Source organism: Pseudomonas mandelii, assembly GCF_002251635.1.
Lineage (GTDB): Bacteria > Pseudomonadota > Gammaproteobacteria > Pseudomonadales > Pseudomonadaceae > Aquipseudomonas > Aquipseudomonas mandelii_B.
In genome coordinates, this window is sequence record NZ_NMOJ01000076.1 from 1 (window position 1) to 15,326 (window position 15,326).

The 15,326-nt window shown below is 60.5% G+C and carries 15 protein-coding genes; 5 read left to right on the top strand and 10 right to left on the bottom strand.

Annotation, left to right across the window (positions count from 1 at the left end; genetic code table 11):
• From nhaA to B7L09_RS10785, 3 genes are all read left to right on the top strand, one after another.
• A complete protein-coding gene (nhaA, locus tag B7L09_RS10775; RefSeq protein WP_094468788.1) occupies positions 1-1,188 on the top strand; it encodes a Na+/H+ antiporter NhaA in 1,188 nt (395 codons plus the stop codon).
• 120 nt (positions 1,189-1,308) lie between these two features.
• Positions 1,309-2,496 (top strand): colicin E3/pyocin S6 family cytotoxin, encoded by a 1,188-nt coding sequence (locus B7L09_RS10780; protein ID WP_094468789.1) that lies wholly within the window; start codon positions 1,309-1,311, stop codon positions 2,494-2,496.
• Positions 2,493-2,723 (top strand): DUF7683 domain-containing protein, encoded by a 231-nt coding sequence (locus B7L09_RS10785; protein ID WP_010462607.1) that lies wholly within the window; start codon positions 2,493-2,495, stop codon positions 2,721-2,723. Before B7L09_RS10780 ends, B7L09_RS10785 begins: the two co-directional genes overlap by 4 nt.
• Before the next feature lie 317 nt (positions 2,724-3,040).
• Here B7L09_RS10785 and B7L09_RS10790 read toward each other — a convergent pair whose 3' ends face one another.
• Positions 3,041-3,505: an outer membrane lipoprotein gene (locus B7L09_RS10790; protein ID WP_094468790.1), complete on the bottom strand. Its 465-nt coding sequence runs from the start codon at positions 3,503-3,505 to the stop codon at positions 3,041-3,043.
• Positions 3,506-3,671: 166 nt separating this feature from the next.
• Between B7L09_RS10790 and B7L09_RS10795 the strand changes: the two genes are divergently transcribed.
• Positions 3,672-3,908, top strand: a complete 237-nt coding sequence (locus tag B7L09_RS10795; protein ID WP_077749569.1) for a hypothetical protein — start codon at positions 3,672-3,674, stop codon at positions 3,906-3,908.
• Positions 3,909-3,913: 5 nt separating this feature from the next.
• Here B7L09_RS10795 and pdxH read toward each other — a convergent pair whose 3' ends face one another.
• From pdxH to dinG, 5 genes are all read right to left on the bottom strand, one after another.
• The gene (pdxH, locus tag B7L09_RS10800) at positions 3,914-4,561 is read right to left on the bottom strand and encodes a pyridoxamine 5'-phosphate oxidase (RefSeq protein ID WP_094468791.1); all 648 of its coding nucleotides are present in this window, start codon (positions 4,559-4,561) and stop codon (positions 3,914-3,916) included.
• A 24-nt stretch (positions 4,562-4,585) separates the two neighbouring features.
• Entirely contained in the window at positions 4,586-5,698 is a 1,113-nt protein-coding gene (locus tag B7L09_RS10805; protein ID WP_094468792.1) for an OmpA family protein, read from the bottom strand.
• A gap of 113 nt (positions 5,699-5,811) precedes the next feature.
• On the bottom strand, positions 5,812-6,957 hold the full coding sequence (locus B7L09_RS10810) for a serine hydrolase domain-containing protein (protein ID WP_094468869.1): 1,146 nt from the start codon (positions 6,955-6,957) through the stop codon (positions 5,812-5,814).
• A gap of 200 nt (positions 6,958-7,157) precedes the next feature.
• A complete protein-coding gene (locus B7L09_RS10815) occupies positions 7,158-9,668 on the bottom strand; it encodes a beta-galactosidase (RefSeq protein WP_094468793.1) in 2,511 nt (836 codons plus the stop codon).
• A 95-nt stretch (positions 9,669-9,763) separates the two neighbouring features.
• Entirely contained in the window at positions 9,764-11,908 is a 2,145-nt protein-coding gene (gene dinG / locus B7L09_RS10820; RefSeq protein WP_094468794.1) for an ATP-dependent DNA helicase DinG, read from the bottom strand.
• Positions 11,909-12,007: 99 nt separating this feature from the next.
• Between dinG and B7L09_RS10825 the strand changes: the two genes are divergently transcribed.
• Positions 12,008-12,472 (top strand): CopD family protein, encoded by a 465-nt coding sequence (locus tag B7L09_RS10825; protein ID WP_094468795.1) that lies wholly within the window; start codon positions 12,008-12,010, stop codon positions 12,470-12,472.
• Positions 12,473-12,602: 130 nt separating this feature from the next.
• Here the strand turns inward: B7L09_RS10825 and B7L09_RS10830 are convergent, their stop codons facing one another.
• The 4 genes from B7L09_RS10830 to B7L09_RS10845 all read right to left on the bottom strand — a co-directional run bounded on the left by B7L09_RS10830 (position 12,603) and on the right by B7L09_RS10845 (position 15,285).
• On the bottom strand, positions 12,603-13,361 hold the full coding sequence (locus B7L09_RS10830) for a collagen-like triple helix repeat-containing protein (RefSeq protein ID WP_094468796.1): 759 nt from the start codon (positions 13,359-13,361) through the stop codon (positions 12,603-12,605).
• Positions 13,354-13,632: a DUF1145 domain-containing protein gene (locus B7L09_RS10835; protein WP_094468797.1), complete on the bottom strand. Its 279-nt coding sequence runs from the start codon at positions 13,630-13,632 to the stop codon at positions 13,354-13,356. Before B7L09_RS10835 ends, B7L09_RS10830 begins: the two co-directional genes overlap by 8 nt.
• A gap of 147 nt (positions 13,633-13,779) precedes the next feature.
• Positions 13,780-14,499 carry a PA1041 family peptidoglycan-binding anchor lipoprotein gene (locus B7L09_RS10840; RefSeq protein WP_094468798.1) on the bottom strand — a complete coding sequence of 240 codons (720 nt, stop codon included), beginning with the start codon at positions 14,497-14,499 and terminating at the stop codon, positions 13,780-13,782.
• A 90-nt stretch (positions 14,500-14,589) separates the two neighbouring features.
• A complete protein-coding gene (locus B7L09_RS10845; RefSeq protein ID WP_094468799.1) occupies positions 14,590-15,285 on the bottom strand; it encodes a PA1041 family peptidoglycan-binding anchor lipoprotein in 696 nt (231 codons plus the stop codon).
• Positions 15,286-15,326 lie beyond the last annotated feature (41 nt).

Below are 15,326 nucleotides of genomic sequence, written 5' to 3' on the forward strand. Positions count from 1 at the left end.
TTGCCTCTGCGTAGCACTTTCACCCGTTTCTTCCAGCTGGAAGCNGCCAGCGGTCTGTTATTGATCGCCGCGGCAGCCCTGGCTTTGATCATCAACAACTCCCCGTTGTCGTGGCTGTACAGCAGTTTCCTGGAGACGCCGGTGGTGGCGCAGGTCGGTGCGCTGCAAATCGCCAAACCGGCGNTGCTATGGATCAACGATGGCCTGATGGCCCTGTTCTTCCTGTTGATCGGCCTGGAGGTGAAGCGCGAAGTCCTTGACGGTCAGCTGTCGAAACCTTCGCAGATCGTCCTGCCCGGCGCGGCAGCGATTGGCGGCATGGTGGTTCCGGCGCTGCTCTACTGGTTTCTCAATCGTGACAACCCGGCCGCCCTGAGTGGCTGGGCCATCCCGATGGCCACCGACATCGCCTTTGCACTCGGCGTTCTGGCGCTGCTGGGCAAGCGCGTGCCGGTGTCGCTGAAACTGTTCCTGATGACGCTGGCCATCATCGACGATCTCGGTGCCATCATCGTCATTGCAATCTTCTACTCCGGCACCCTGTCGACGCTTTCGCTGGCATTGGCCGCCTCGTGCATCGTCGCCTTGATCGCGATGAACCGCCTGGGCGTGATCAAACTCGGGCCCTATATGATCATAGGGCTGATCCTGTGGGTCTGTGTGCTCAAGAGCGGCGTCCACGCCACCCTGGCCGGTGTGACCTTGGCGTTCTGCATTCCGCTGCGCACCAAAAACGCCGAACCTTCGCCATTGCTGACCCTGGAGCACGCGTTGCACCCGTGGGTGGCCTACGCCATCCTGCCGTTGTTCGCCTTCGCCAACGCCGGTTTGTCTCTGAGTGGCGTGACCATGGAAAGCTTTACCCACCATGTGCCGATGGGCATTGCCGTGGGCCTGCTGCTGGGCAAAACCCTCGGTGTGTTCGGCCTGACCTGGCTGGCCGTGAAAATCGGCATCGCCGCCCTGCCCCAAGGTGCCAACTGGGGACAGGTATTGGGTGTGGCGATCCTGTGCGGTATCGGCTTTACCATGAGCCTGTTTGTCGGCTCCCTGGCCTTTGTGCCGGGCGCCAGCGAATACGCCGGGATGGACCGGATGGGCATTTTGACCGGTTCGATTCTGGCGGCATTGATCGGATATGCGGTGACGGCGGCAGCGAGCCACAAGCGCAACGCGCTGCCATCCTGAGTGATAGAGAACACTCTTAACGACATTCAGGATTCGTCCTACAGCCACGTGTGACCTCGTTCGTTAACGTCGCACAGCCCCTTGTTTGGGGCTGTCGATGTACGAACGCAAGGAAGATCAGTGGCTGGAAACAAGGAAGTCCCCAGGGTTAAAAACCCACCGTCCGGCGACGGACATCACGTCACTCACCGCTTCATGACGGCCACCGAACTGGCCGAGCGGGACGCCCGACAAAACGCCTACGACGCCATGCTTGCACGGCAAGACGCTTTCGAGCGCAGTCGCGAGGTCGTTGCCAAAAAGGACGAGTCCGTTCGCGCCGGATGCGTCTTCGCCAAGTCCTGCAAACTGCCGGACGCCATCATCGATTACTCGAATCCTTCGGGCATGGTGCCCACCGACAGCCTCAAGGATTACGGGGAAGTCGCCTGGCTGGGTGCCCGTGAAGCGGACGATACCGGGCTGCTGAATCTCCAAACCATCAGCGGCAGTACCGTCTCGCTCGGCATTGGCCGACTTGCACTGAGTGCTCCGTCGCTCGCTGCTCCGGTCGCGGCAATCGGTACAGCAGGGGCCACCGCATTGGCCACCGTGGTCGCGCTGCTCTGGACACCAAGCCTGGGCGACAGCGCGCTTTATACCGAAGATCAGTTGCGCGCTCTGAAACAGGCCAGGACCCGCGTTCGCTTGCAGGTCGAGCAACAGGCGGATGGCCGTCTCAAGGGTTATGGCTTCTACACCGGTAAGAACCGCGGTTGGGAAATGGTTGATGTTGTGCAGTTCTCGTTGCGCGGCAGTCAGCAGGTGGCGGATCTGGGGGATGGGGTTGAGCTGATCTGGACACCGGCTGTGGAGGGTTCGGACATCCTTGGAATTCCGGCGCTGAAGGCTGCTCCGCAAGCACCGCACATCTGGGTTTATCCGCCCACGAAACAGGCTGACAGCATCATCGTCGATCCGGTTTATCCGCCTGATTACAAGGATTTCATTCTTGTGTTTCCGGTGGGTTCGGGGGTAAATCCGGTTTATGTAGTGATGAGCATGCCGGGGGATCATAAGTACTACGATGATCCGGAAACCCTCCCAGGCTTCCCTGATGCATTACCCGTAAAACCGAAGGTTTCAGTTCAAGGTGGAGGTAAAAAACGAGCCCGATGGCTAGACCGCAGAGGCCGTATATATGAGTGGGACTCCCAAAATGGCAAGGTTGAGTTGTACACGAAACAAGGAAAACATCTGGGAGAGTACAACCCGGAAACCGGAGAGCAGACAAAACCTGCCGACCCGGCAAGGAGAGTAGAAAAATGAAACATGTAATAGAGGTTTTCGACCGTCAGACTGAAGATCTGCTTCTTACCGTAGAGGTCCCTGCCAGTCGACGTAAAGATTTGAGAGTGCTGATGAACTGGCAGCAACCGGACGACGAATTCGACGGTCACGACTTGTCTGCAGAACAAATAAAGGTATTGGAAGACTGGACAGGAAAATCCCTCATGGGTGCAAATAACATCGTACAACTGGTATGCACAGAATGACTCGGAGCTATCCAGATGTACGCCATGCAGTTGAGGTCTTCGATAAAAAAACAGAGTTTTTAGTGTTTGAAGTGCCATCCCCAGGGAGAATATTGAACAACCGAGACTAGTAATGAAATGGGGCGAACCAGAAGACAAAATCTATGGTTACGATNNGNCAGGTAATCAAATCCTACAGGTTGCAGAACTATTAGAAATCGACTTACCCGAGGGGTTGGAATATTTCATAGGCCCCCGCGCCGCGCCGTGACAATCCTTAACAAACAAAACCCCGACCAGTCACCCAGTCGGGGTTTTCTTTTACCGCTCGTTCCCGCTTAGTGCGAAACGCGGCTCGTCCCATCAACAGTAGCAATTCGTACCCGCTCGCCCACGCGGAACACTTCATTCTCCTGAACCTGCTGCACATAGGCGCGCATGCTGCCGTCGTCTTCGCGAACGGTGATTTCCACGCCCTGGGTACGGGTCAGGCCTTCTTCAGTGGCTGAACCGAGCAGGCCGCCGGCCACGGCGCCGATGACCGCAGCGACGATGCTGCCTTTACCGCCGCCGATGGCGCTACCGCCGACACCGCCGACCACTGCACCGGCAACACCGCCGATTGGGGTTTTGGTGCCTTCGATTTTCACCGGACGCAGGGATTCAATGGTGCCCATGCGAACGGTCTGTACACGACGCGCTTCGTCACGGGAGTACGAGTCACCGGTCAGGCTCGATTGGCAGCCGGTAAGCAACATCGCCATCGTGGAAAAGGAAGCAACCAGCAAAACGGACTTACGCATAGCATCAACTCCAAAGGACAGGTATTCATTAGACGCCGCAGCTTGGCGCCTGTCACGGCATCGCCCGGATAAAATTGGTTTCATTCAGGCCTGGTACAGGCGCCTCGGAACTCACCACACAGTAGCGGCAAATCGAAAAATCTGCGCCACTGACCCAAGGATTTTCATGGATTACTTCATCATTGTCGTCACCACGGTCGCCGGTTTGTACTTCCACTGGTGGCTGTACGTGCGGATCAAGCGCTGGATGGATCGCGATCTGGCGTTGGCACTGGCGGGTAAAGACGAGCAGAAAAAAGCGTTCATGCTCGAGCAACTGGCAAGCGCTCAGGCGCAGAAGATCAAGCGCCGGGACCTGCCCCAGTGGCTTGAAGCCGCTGCGGCGGGCTATCCCGATCGGTAGACTGCTTAAGGTGCCAGACGTTCAAGAATCCAGTCGGCGCCTTGCAAACGGTAGTTGAGGCGNTCGTGCAGGCGGCTGGCGCGGCCTTGCCAGAACTCGATGCGCTCGGGCAACAAACGGTAGCCACCCCAATGCTCGGGGCAGTGTGGTTGGGTGTCGCTGAAACGTTGCTCTGTGTTCTTGAGCAGCGCTTCCAGTTCAGCACGATCGGCGATCACCCGGCTCTGGGGCGAAGCCCAGGCACCGAGACGACTGCCCAGCGGGCGGACCTGATAATAAGCATCCGACTCTTCAGGCGTAACCTTGACCACCCGCCCTTCGATGCGCACCTGGCGCTCCAGAGTGGGCCAGAAGAAAGTCATGGCCGCAAACGGTCGCGCCGCGAGTTGTTCACCCTTGGCGCTCTGATAGTTGGTGAAGAAGGTAAAGCCCTGCGCGTCCAGGCCCTTGAGCAACAGGATGCGGCAGTGCGGGCGACCGTCCTGATCAACCGTTGCCAACGTCATGGCATTGGCCTCCACCGGTGGCTGCTCGGTTTTTACCGCGTCCGCAAACCACTGATGGAACAGTCCGAACGGCTCGGCCGGGGCTTGCGCCTCGGTCAGGCCATCACGGGTGTAGTCGCGACGCATATCAGCCAGGCCCTGGGTCATGGCGCATTCCTTTTGGTTAACGAATTACTTTTTGACCGCATCGGCGGTAGCGACTTTCTTGTCAGCTGCAGCGGCTTTGGCTGGCGCTGTCTTTTTCGCCGGGGTTGCGGTTTTAGCCGGTGTCTTCTTGGCTGGAGCCTTGGCGGCTTTCTTGGCCGGAGCTTTTTTCACGGCGGGTACATCCGCTTTCTTCGCGGCTGGCGCAGGGGTAACCGGCTTGACCACTGGCTTGACGTCTTGGGCAGCGACCAGGCGCACTGGCGCCGGAGCCGGCATGTTGTACTTGCTCAGCAGCGCGACCATGGTGTTTTGCGGAGTCACCAGCAATTCCACGCGACGGTTCAATGCACGACCTTCGTTGCTGTCGTTGGCAGCACGCGGAGCTTCACCACCCATACCGCGCAGCATCAGACGATCACGCTGCAAACCGCTCAGACGGAAGATCGCGGCCACGGCTTGTGCACGTTCCTGGCTCAATTTCACGTTGGCCGGTGCGGCGCCCGAGGTATCGCTGTGACCCAGGACCAACACGGCGGTCTTTGGATCGACTTCAAGGATTTTCGCAACGCGAGTGAACGGGCCGAGGGTCACCGGCAGCAACATGGCTGGACGTTTCGGGTTGTAGGAGCCATCAACCGGCGCGATCACAACGAGTACGTTCTCGCGACGCTCCAGTTGCAGGTTGCTGTCCTTGATGGCGGCGCGCAGGCGCGGCTCATAGTCGTCGAGCCAGGCTTGAGTGACTTTAGGGTCCGGCATCGGCACGGCTTTGGCGGTGGGTTGATCCTTACCACCGAACGGCCACCACCATTTGCCACCGGCATCGGCTTCAGCCTTGGCGACTTCGACAGGCTTGGCTTCGGGTTTTACGTCCGGCTTTTTGTCGAGCACTTCATCGGAGCCGAACGGCCAGTACCAAGGGTTGGAGCTTTCAGCTTTGGCCACTGGAGCCGCGGCGGCAGTTTTCAAAGGGGCTGGGGCTGGAGCTGGAGTTGGGGCCGGCTCTTTCGCTGCAACTTTGTCGGAGGAGCCGAATGGCCACCAGCTGCTGCCATCCGAATCATTTTGTGGGGTCTGTGCGCAACCGGTGATCGCGACACACAGGGCCAAGGCAAGGGTGGTTTTATTGAATGACATTGGATATCCACAAAAATGAAATCATAAAAAATCAGGCCGGCGTGACCGGATAAACAGACGCTTGGAAACCATAAAGGCCTTCGGGTTCCGGCCCTGGAGCCCGAGAGTGCGTTTTACAGACAAGTGGCCAGTACCCGCGCAAGCTTTGGCGCGCGCGGATCCATCAAGACGTACGGCCCCAGGGTATTTGTCACAAAACCGAAGGCCACATCGTGTTCCGGGTCAGCAAAACCGATGGAGCCGCCAGCGCCCGGGTGGCCAAATGCCCGTGGGCCGAGGCCATAGGTCGCATTGGGAACGTCCGGTTGATCGAGCATGCAACCCAGGCCAAAACGGGTCCGGGTCAATAAAGTCTTGTCTTCGCCAAGGCTGTGTTCACGGGTCAGCTCTTCGAGCATTTCGCTTTCCAGCAGGCTGCCATCAAGCAGGCCGGCGTAAAAACCAGCAAGGCTACGGGCGTTACCGTGGCCATTAGCGGCGGGTTGTTGCATCCGGCGCCATTCGGGTTTGTTGGTGCTGGTCATGATCGACGGCGGGTTGGTGAAGGCCCGGGTGGTCATGGCGGTCGGCTCGCGCATGGTTACTTGCAGCAAGCGCTGGGCCGCCGCATCGCCAACGTTGCCCTTGCCGCGGGCGATGTGCGCCACGCGGTGAAACTCTTCGTCCGCCAGGCCCACATGGAAATCCAGCCCCAACGGCTTGGCGACCCGCGCCACAATCGATGAGCCCGGCCCACGACCGTCGACACGCCGCAGCAACTCGCCTACCAGCCAGCCATAGGTGATTGCCGCGTAACCGTGGCCTTCGCCCGGTGTCCACCACGGCGTTTCGGCCGCGAGGGCATCGACCATGGTGTACCAGTCGTAGAGCGCTTCGGGTGCCAGCAACTCGCGCATCGCCGGCAGCCCGGCCTGGTGGCAGAGCAACTGGCGCAAGGTGATGGTTTCTTTACCGGCCGCCGCAAACTCGGGCCAGTAGTTGGCGACAGGGGCGTCGAGTTGCAACTTGCCCTCGGCCACCAATTGCAGGGCCGTAACGGCGGTGAAGGTCTTGGTGCAGGAAAACAGGTTGACGATGGTGTCGCTGTGCCAGGCCTCAGCGCCATCCTTGTCGGCGGTACCCGCCCACAGGTCGACGACGGTTTCGCCACCGACCCGGATGCACAATGCCGCGCCACGTTCCTGAGGATCGTCGAACAGCGCCGCGAACGCTTCGCGTACTGATTCGAACTTAAGCTCGTAATGACCCTGAATCTGCACCCGCAACTCCCCGAAATCTACAAAGTGGTCCGCATTGTTCCAGCCCTTGGGGGATTTGGGAACAGGTGCGGGCTGGGCGGTGTACCCGCCCATAGAATTAATCAGAACCTTTGTGGCGATCAGTGGCCGTTAGCGGAATGCCCACCCGCATGGCCAGGCNGTGTACCCGCCCATAGAATTAATCAGAACCTTTGTGGCGATCAGTGGCCGTTAGCGGAATGCCCACCCGCATGGCCAGTCCCCTGCCCTGCGCCTTTGTCGGCATCACCTTTTTTGCCGCCCTCGCCTTCATGGCTGGCTTTGTCCGCTTCAGCCCCGGCCTTCGCGGCCTCCTTGCCCAACTGATCGACGGTCGCCAGGTTGCTCTTGCGCACGCTGTCGACAAAGCCCTGGAACGGCACATCGGTGATGCCCACCAGCCCGAAGTGGCCGTTCTCGCCGTCGAGCAGACGGCCGGTCACCGGCTGGTCCAGATACTGGAACCAGTGCACACCGACAATCGACGGTTCACTCANGGCCTGTTTGAGGAAGTTGCTGTACGCCGCGCCGCGGTCTTCTTCCCGGGCCAGTTGAGTGACGCCGCCCCAGAACGGGCCACGGTCTGCCGAGCCAAAGTTGAACTCGGTGATCAGCACCGGTTTGTCCAGCGCGTGCAAGGCGGCGAAGTCATAACCGTCCTGGGGCTTGAGGGTGTACATATTGAAGCTCAGTACATCGCAATACTGGGCGCAGGACGCCACGGATTCAGGCGTGCTGATGGCAAAACGACCGCCCAGCAGCAATTGGTTCGGCGCATGCCACTTGAGCGAATCGGAAAGGGTCTTGAAGTAGGTATCGGCGAAGACCTTCTGGAAGTATTTGAAATCAGCCTCGATTTCCGGGTGTTCGGCGCTCGGCAGCGGCGGCACGAAGCCCGGGTCTTCCATCAACTCCCAGGCCGGCAAGTCGATGCCCCAGGCCTTGGAAAGGCCGGCCTGATTGCGATACTTGTCGCGCAATTGCTTGAGGAACGCGCGCTTGGCCGGTACGTCGGTGGTCATGCGCAGGGTGCCGTAGGCCAGTGCGTAACGGGCTTTCGGATCATCGCCGGGCCCGGCCCAGGCCAGTTCGTTGTCGGCAAAGTAGCCGATCAGCCACGGATCGTCGCGGTGGTCACGGGCGGCGATGGCCACGGCGCGCTCGGTGGCCATGGCAAACCGCGGGTCGAACGGGTCGGGCATGCCGCCCCACCAGTCGGTGCCGGTGCTGATGCTGGCGTAGTCACCGACAATCGACAGCGGCAAGGTGTACGGCACGCGGTCGGCGGTGGCCAACGCTTCGTCGCTCCAGTTGCCTACCGTGTTGAAACCCCAGGCTTGCAGGCGATCCAGGGTATGGCTGGCCCAGCGGTTTTCATCAACCACGGCTTTGCAGGGCTCGGCAGGTTTTTGCTCGACGGCTTTGGCGACGGTCGCTTCCTCTGCGCCGGTCTTGGCGGCTTCGGCGACGCCGGATTCGGCAGTCGTAGGTGCGACAGGTTGCTCGGCGGCCTTGTCGGCCGTGGCCTCGACCGCATCGGCCTTGGCCGCTTCGGCGACGCCGGCCTTGGTGTCGCTGCCCAGCCCGCACGGTTCTCCGTAAAGGCGCTGCAAATTGGCACCATAGAAATCGTACCAGCGACCGGCGTTATAACCACGGCCCTGATCGGCGCCGTTACCGCCACGGTTGTCACCTTCGCCATAATGGCTGGCCAAGGGTTCTTCCGGTTTTGGCAGGGATTCGAACATCCACTCGCGACCGGCGATGTAGGTCTGGCTGACGTCCGGGGTCACGGTGTTGACCCCCAGCGAATAGAACGGATGCCCTTCCGGGGTCACCAGGTACCAGCGACCGTCGCGCTTTTCAGTGCGGAAAAAGCCGCTGGCCTTGAACGCCGGGCCTTTGTTCCAGCCGCCGTACTTGTCCAGGGACAACTTCTGGCGCTCGGCGAGCCAGGTGTTGGTTTGTTGCTGTTCCTTGGCGACGGCGCTTTTCAGTTGCTCATCGCTACCGACTTTCTCCGGCCATTTGGCCCGGGTCGATTGACCGTAAGCGTCCACCAGGCCGCCGTAAGCCGCCTTGGTCACCGCTTCACCGTCCTGCACGCCGAAGCGCTCAAGCAGGATACTTTGGGCCACTTTCGGCTGATCCATCGACAGCGTGACCGACNCCACCTGGCTGCGGTCAATCTCACCGGCACTGCCGGCCAGCAGTACGCGCTGGCCATCTACGGTGATTGGCATCGGCGGGCCGGCCTTCATGCCCTGGCTCAGCGGCGAGTTGGCTTGCAGCGGGATCAACAAGGTCTGCGCCGGTCCGGCGGGCAAATCGACACGACTGATCAACGTCTTGCCATCGTTGCTCTGTATTTTCACGTACAGGGTCACGGCCCAGTCCATCGCGCTCTGGATGCGCAAGCTCATGACACCCGACTGCGACCAGTCCCAGGCCCCGGCTTGCGGGGTCAGACGCAAGGTCGGTTGCGCCACCGGGTTGAACGTCACCCGACGCAACACTTCGCCTTCGGCCGTTTGCTCCGCATTGGATTGCGGCAGGCTGGCATCCTGAGTCGCCACCTGGACCACATCGGCGGGGCGTACAAAGTTGAACAGCGTCTGTTGGCTGGCAGGGGCTGCCAGCAAAGGGGCTGAGAAGATCAAGGCGAAAACAGCAGGCAACGAACGGCGAATCATAGGAACGTGGTTCTCCCTGACGACCCTTATGGGCCAATGGAAAAGCGGTGGCTGAACGATAGACAACGCGGTGGGCTAAAAAGCCCACCGGTGTTTCAGGAAATTTCGCGACGGAATGGCGGCAATGCGTTGAGGATCGCTTTGCCATAACGCTGGGTGACCAGGCGNCGGTCAAGCAAGGTGATGGTGCCCCGGTCCTCTTCGGTGCGCAGCAAGCGACCGCAGGCCTGGACCAGCTTCAAGGACGCATCAGGCACCGAGATTTCCATGAACGGGTTACCGCCCCGCGCTTCGATCCATTCGGCCAGGGCCGCTTCGACCGGATCGTCGGGCACCGAGAACGGAATCTTCGCGATCACCACGTGTTCGCAATACGCACCGGGCAAGTCGACCCCTTCGGCAAAACTCGCCAGGCCGAACAACACGCTGGAATCCCCACCGTCGACCCGCGCCTTGTGCTTGTTCAGGGTCTCCTGTTTGGACAGGTTGCCCTGAATAAACACTTGCTTGCGCCAGTCGCGGTCGAGGCCATCGAACACGTCCTGCATCTGTTTACGCGAGGAAAACAGCACCAGCGTGCCGCGCGAACCTTCGACCAGCTCCGGCAGGTCGCGGATGATCGCTGCGGTGTGAGCCGGTGCATCACGCGGGTCGGCTTTCAGGTCCGGCACCCGCAGCACACCGGCGTCGGCGTGATGAAACGGGCTCGGCACCACGGCGGTGACGGCTTTTTTCGGCAGGCCGGCACGCATGCGGAATCGATCGAAAGTGCCCAGGGCCGTCAGTGTGGCCGACGTTACCAGGCAGCCGTAGGCCACGTTCCACAGGTTGCGGCGCAGCATTTCAGCGGCAAGGATCGGGCTGGCGTTGACCTCGATATCAAACAGCGCGCCGCTTTCCGACAAGGTCAGCCAGCGCGCCATCGGCGGGTTGTCTTCCGGGTCTTCAACGGTGAAGGCGGTCCACAATTCCCAGTTACCTTGGGAACGCGACAGCAGGCTGCCGAACAACGGGTACCATTCTTCGGCCTGGTTGCTGGCGATGCCGATGTTGACCTCGCCGTCCATGCCTTCCTTGAGCAGGTCAGTCAAACGCGTGAACAGGTCGGTCAGGCGCGAAAAGCCCTTTTTCAGCTCGATGCCCATTTCGCGCATGTGCTCGGGGATCAGCCCGCCGACAAAGCGGTGACGTGGCCGCTCACGGCCTTCCACATCCTCACCGGGCTTGAAGTCGGCAACCTGCTCGCAGGCGCTGAACATGAATTGCTGCTGGGTCTTGATCTCCCGCGCCAGCTCCGGCACCTGCTCGATCAACTTGCCCAGNTCACCGGGCAGCGGGTGCTGGGCCAGCAGTTTGGTGAGGTTCTTGGCGGTGGTTTCCAGCCAATCGGCGGTGGAGCGCAGGCGTGTGTAGTGGGCGAAGTGGCCGATGGCTTTATCCGGCAGGTGGTGACCTTCGTCGAATACGTAAAGGGTGTCGCGCGGGTCCGGCAATACGGCGCCACCGCCCAGGGCCAGGTCAGCCAGGACCATGTCGTGGTTGGTAACGATCACATCGACCTTGCCCATGCCTTCGCGGGCCTTGTAGAAGGCGCACTGCCCGAAGTTGGGGCAATGGCGGTTGGTGCATTGGCTGTGATCGGTCGTCAGGCGCGCCCAGTCGGCATCTTCCAAAGCAGTGGGCCAGCTGTCGCGGTCGCCGTCCCATTTATTGCCGGCGAGCTTCTCGATCATGCTGGTAAACAGCTTCTGGCTGACTTCATCAACCTCGATCTTGAAACCTTCTTCTTCGAACAGCGAAGCCGTGGCGGTTTGTGCGTGACCTTCCTGCAACAATACGTCGAGCTTGGACAGGCACATGTAGCGGCCACGGCCCTTGGCCAGGGCGAAGGTGAAGTTCAGGCCGCTGTTGCGCATCAGGTCGGGCAGGTCTTTGTAGACGATCTGCTCTTGCAGGGCGACAGTGGCGGTAGCGATCACCAGGCGCTTGCCGGCAGCCTTGGCGGTAGGGATCGCGGCCAGGCTGTAGGCCACGGTCTTGCCGGTACCGGTGCCGGCCTCGACGGCCACGACCGCGGGGTCGCCACTGCGCCGACCTTCGTCGTCGGTGTCGATATCCCCGAGGACTTTGGCCACTTCGGCGATCATCAGGCGTTGGCCGTAGCGCGGTTTCAAGCTCTTGGCTTCGAGAAAACGCGAATAGGCGCCCTGGATCGTGGTTTTGAGTTCAGTGCTGATCATGGATTGTCGGGCGCAAAAAACGCTGGATAAATTTTCAGTGGTTCGGATCGGCCGCTATCATACCCCGCTAATTAATCCCGCGCAGAACGGAGTACCACAATGACCGCGTTTAGCCTCGCTTACACCCTGCATGTACTGGCCGCCCTGATCTGGGTCGGCGGTATGTTTTTCGCCTGGATGATCCTGCGCCCCGCCGCCATGGCGGCACTTGAGGGCCCTGCCCGGTTGAAGCTGTGGCTGGAAGTGTTTCAAGGTTTTTTCCGCTGGGTCTGGGTCGCGGTGGTACTTCTGCCGATCAGCGGCGTGGGCATGATTCATCTGCAATACGCCGGGTTTGAGGCCGCGCCGCGTTATGTGCAGGTGATGATGGGCTTGTACGTGGTGATGACCGCGCTGTTTATCCGCATTCAGGCGTTGCTGCTGCCCGAGTTGCGCACGGCGGTAGCGGCTCAGGATTGGCCAACCGGGGCTGCGACGCTGGGAAAGATTCGCAAACTGGTGGGGATCAATTTGATTGTCGGGCTGGTGCTGGTGGCGATTGCTGCGGCACGTCCGATGTTTTAAAAGCTTCGCGGGCAAGCCTCGCTCCCACAGGTTTTGAGCTGTTCAACTCATTTGTGAACGACTCAAAACCTGTGGGAGCGGGCTTGCCCGCGAAGACGATCGACTAGACGACACACATTTCAGAAATTACTTACAACCGCTGAACAGTCACCGCCCCCGCCGCGCCCGCAGGCCCCGGCTGGCCATCAACACCGGGACGGCCGCTTTTGCCGCCATCGGCCTCGTACACGAAGCAGCCCTTGGCCTTGCCGCCGGCGCCCGGTTTACCGCCGGGGCCTGCGAGGCCACCGGCACCGCCCGCCACCTGAACCTTGATCCGGTCCACCGGATAATCACGCGGCACTTCCAGCCTGACCAGCGCACCCGGCGCCCCCGGCTGACCATCACTGCCATTGCTGCCATCGGCACCACGACCCGCCTGGCCCCAGGTGCAACCCGGTGCCTGACCGTTGGCCCCGTCGAGGCCGACAAAACCTGGCGCGCCCGCGCCACCGCGAGCGTCTACCGACAACTGCGGTGCGTGCAGCGACTTGATCTGCACATTCAGGTTGCGTCCGGAGCGAGCGGCCTTGAGGTAAGTCCCCGGCGCCCCGCGAGCCGTGATCTGGCTGCCTTCGGACAACTCGGCACGGCTGACTTTCAATTCCAGTGCCTGTTCACTTGGCACGATGGCGATCCGCGCCTCACGCCCCAGATGCAATTCGCCGACGGTGACTTCCGTCACGTTCGAAGGAATCAACAAGGTGCCGTAATCGGCGACTTCCAGGCGTTCAAGCTGCAAGGTGCTGGCGGTGTTGGGCAGGCGCATCAACGAATTGGTTTCGACACTGACCACCTGAGCGCAGGCCAATGGGCTGATGAGTGCGGCGAGCAGACAGAGTTTACGCATGGGAAGCCTTCGATGCGGTCGGAGCCGGGAGGGTTTGCAGATGGAATACGCCGAAAAACAAGATCTTCAAGCGATCACGCCAAGGGTGAGCGCGACCCCGGAGGCTGCGGAAACAGAACACCGCCTCAAGCAGATGAAGAGACGCCAACACGCCGCCAGCCAGATTGACCAGCAGGTGCAGCGGATTGACAAACGGCATCAGCAGATTGACCAGCACCACCAGCCAGAACAGCAGGGTCAACAACTTCCCCAGCCCCCAAAACACCTTCATACGCCCCCCCGTTGAGAATTATTCTTTGCGCGCACAGTAACGGCTTCCGCGAGGGATAAGCCAGAGGCAATAGAAAATTCTTCATGAAGGCCGCCGAATGGCCGTCGGATCAACAGCAATTGTTGTCCGACGGCTCTATTTCGGGGTTTAGCGATTAACGTGTAACTCCACCCGACGGTTTTTCGCGCGTCCTTCATCCGTTTCGTTGTCGGCCACCGGCTGGCTCTCACCCTTGCCTTCACTGGTGAGTTTGTTCGGCGCCAGGCCCTGGCTCAACAGATAGGCCGCCACGCTGCTGGCGCGGCGTTCCGACAGGGCCTGGTTGTAAGCATCCGAACCCACGCTGTCGGTATGACCGATCACCTTGACGCTCACCACATCGGCGCTTTGCAGTTTGCTCATCAGCGCATCCAGCTGACCGCGCGCGGCGGGCGTCAGGTCGGATTTGTTGAACGCAAACAGCACGTCACCGGCATCACTGAGGGTAATGACTTCCAAATGCACAGGTTCGGCAGGTTTCACGCTGGCCGGATACTGCGGCAGCGGACAACCGTGATGCTCGACAGGTGTATTGGCCGGGGTATCGGGGCAACGATCACGCCGGTCGAAAACGCCGTCTTCGTCCTCATCGCCATCCTGGGCGTAACAGATCAAGCCACCCGTCAAGATCCCGAGCGCTGCTCCACCGCCTGCCCAGCCGGCACTTTCAATCGCGCCCAGGCCTCCGCCGACCAGTCCGCCAATGAGGCTACAGATCGGCCAGGTACGTTGATTGAGAGGGGCGGTACCATCGCTGTGAGTGGCGCAACCGGTCAACAGGCTGCCAAGCAGCAGAACCGGCAAGACGGTCCTTGTGAGAACGCTCATTGTGAAAGCTCCTGTGTTACCGGCCCATACCGGTTACACAGGAGTAAAGACCCGCATCCGCGACTGCACAAGCCGCGGAGCGGAAGGGACTTAACGGTTAATTTTGATTTCCGTGCGACGGTTCAATGCGCGGCCGTCAGCGGTTTTGTTATCAGCAACTGGCTGGCTTTCACCGGCACCGGTCACAGACACGAATTCGCTGCGGGGTACGCCTTGCTGGATGAGGTATTCAACCACCGAATGGGCGCGACGATCCGACAGTTTCTTGTTATAGGCATCGCTACCTACGCTGTCGGTATGACCGGTCACGGTCAACTGGGCGGTGCTGGATTCCTGCTTCAGGCGAGTAGCGACTGTGTTGAGTACTTCTTTGTCAGAAGGGGTCAGTGTGGCCTTGTCGAATTGGAAGTGAACATCACGGATGACAATGACTTCTTCCTTGACCACCACAACCTCTTCGACCACTGGCGCAGGCACGGGTGGAGGGCAACCGTCGGCATCGACCTTCACGCCTCGAGGCGTACCCGGGCACTTGTCACGACTGTCCGGCACACCATCGCCGTCTTCGTCGCCATCGCCGTGAACCCAGCAATAAGCCGCTGCCGTGCCGCCAACGAGCAGCGCGCCATACCCCGCCCACGCCGAGCTCTCGGTCGCACCGAGACCTGCACCCACAACACCACCGACCGCCGCACAGGTCGGCCAGTCGGTTTTCTGCAAACCTGCGCAACCNGTCAATACTCCGGTTAGCAGAACCAAGGGTAGAGCTGTCCGCANTATGCTCATCTAGTTTTCTCCTGAGGGATCGGCTTGAAACCGATTCAGGG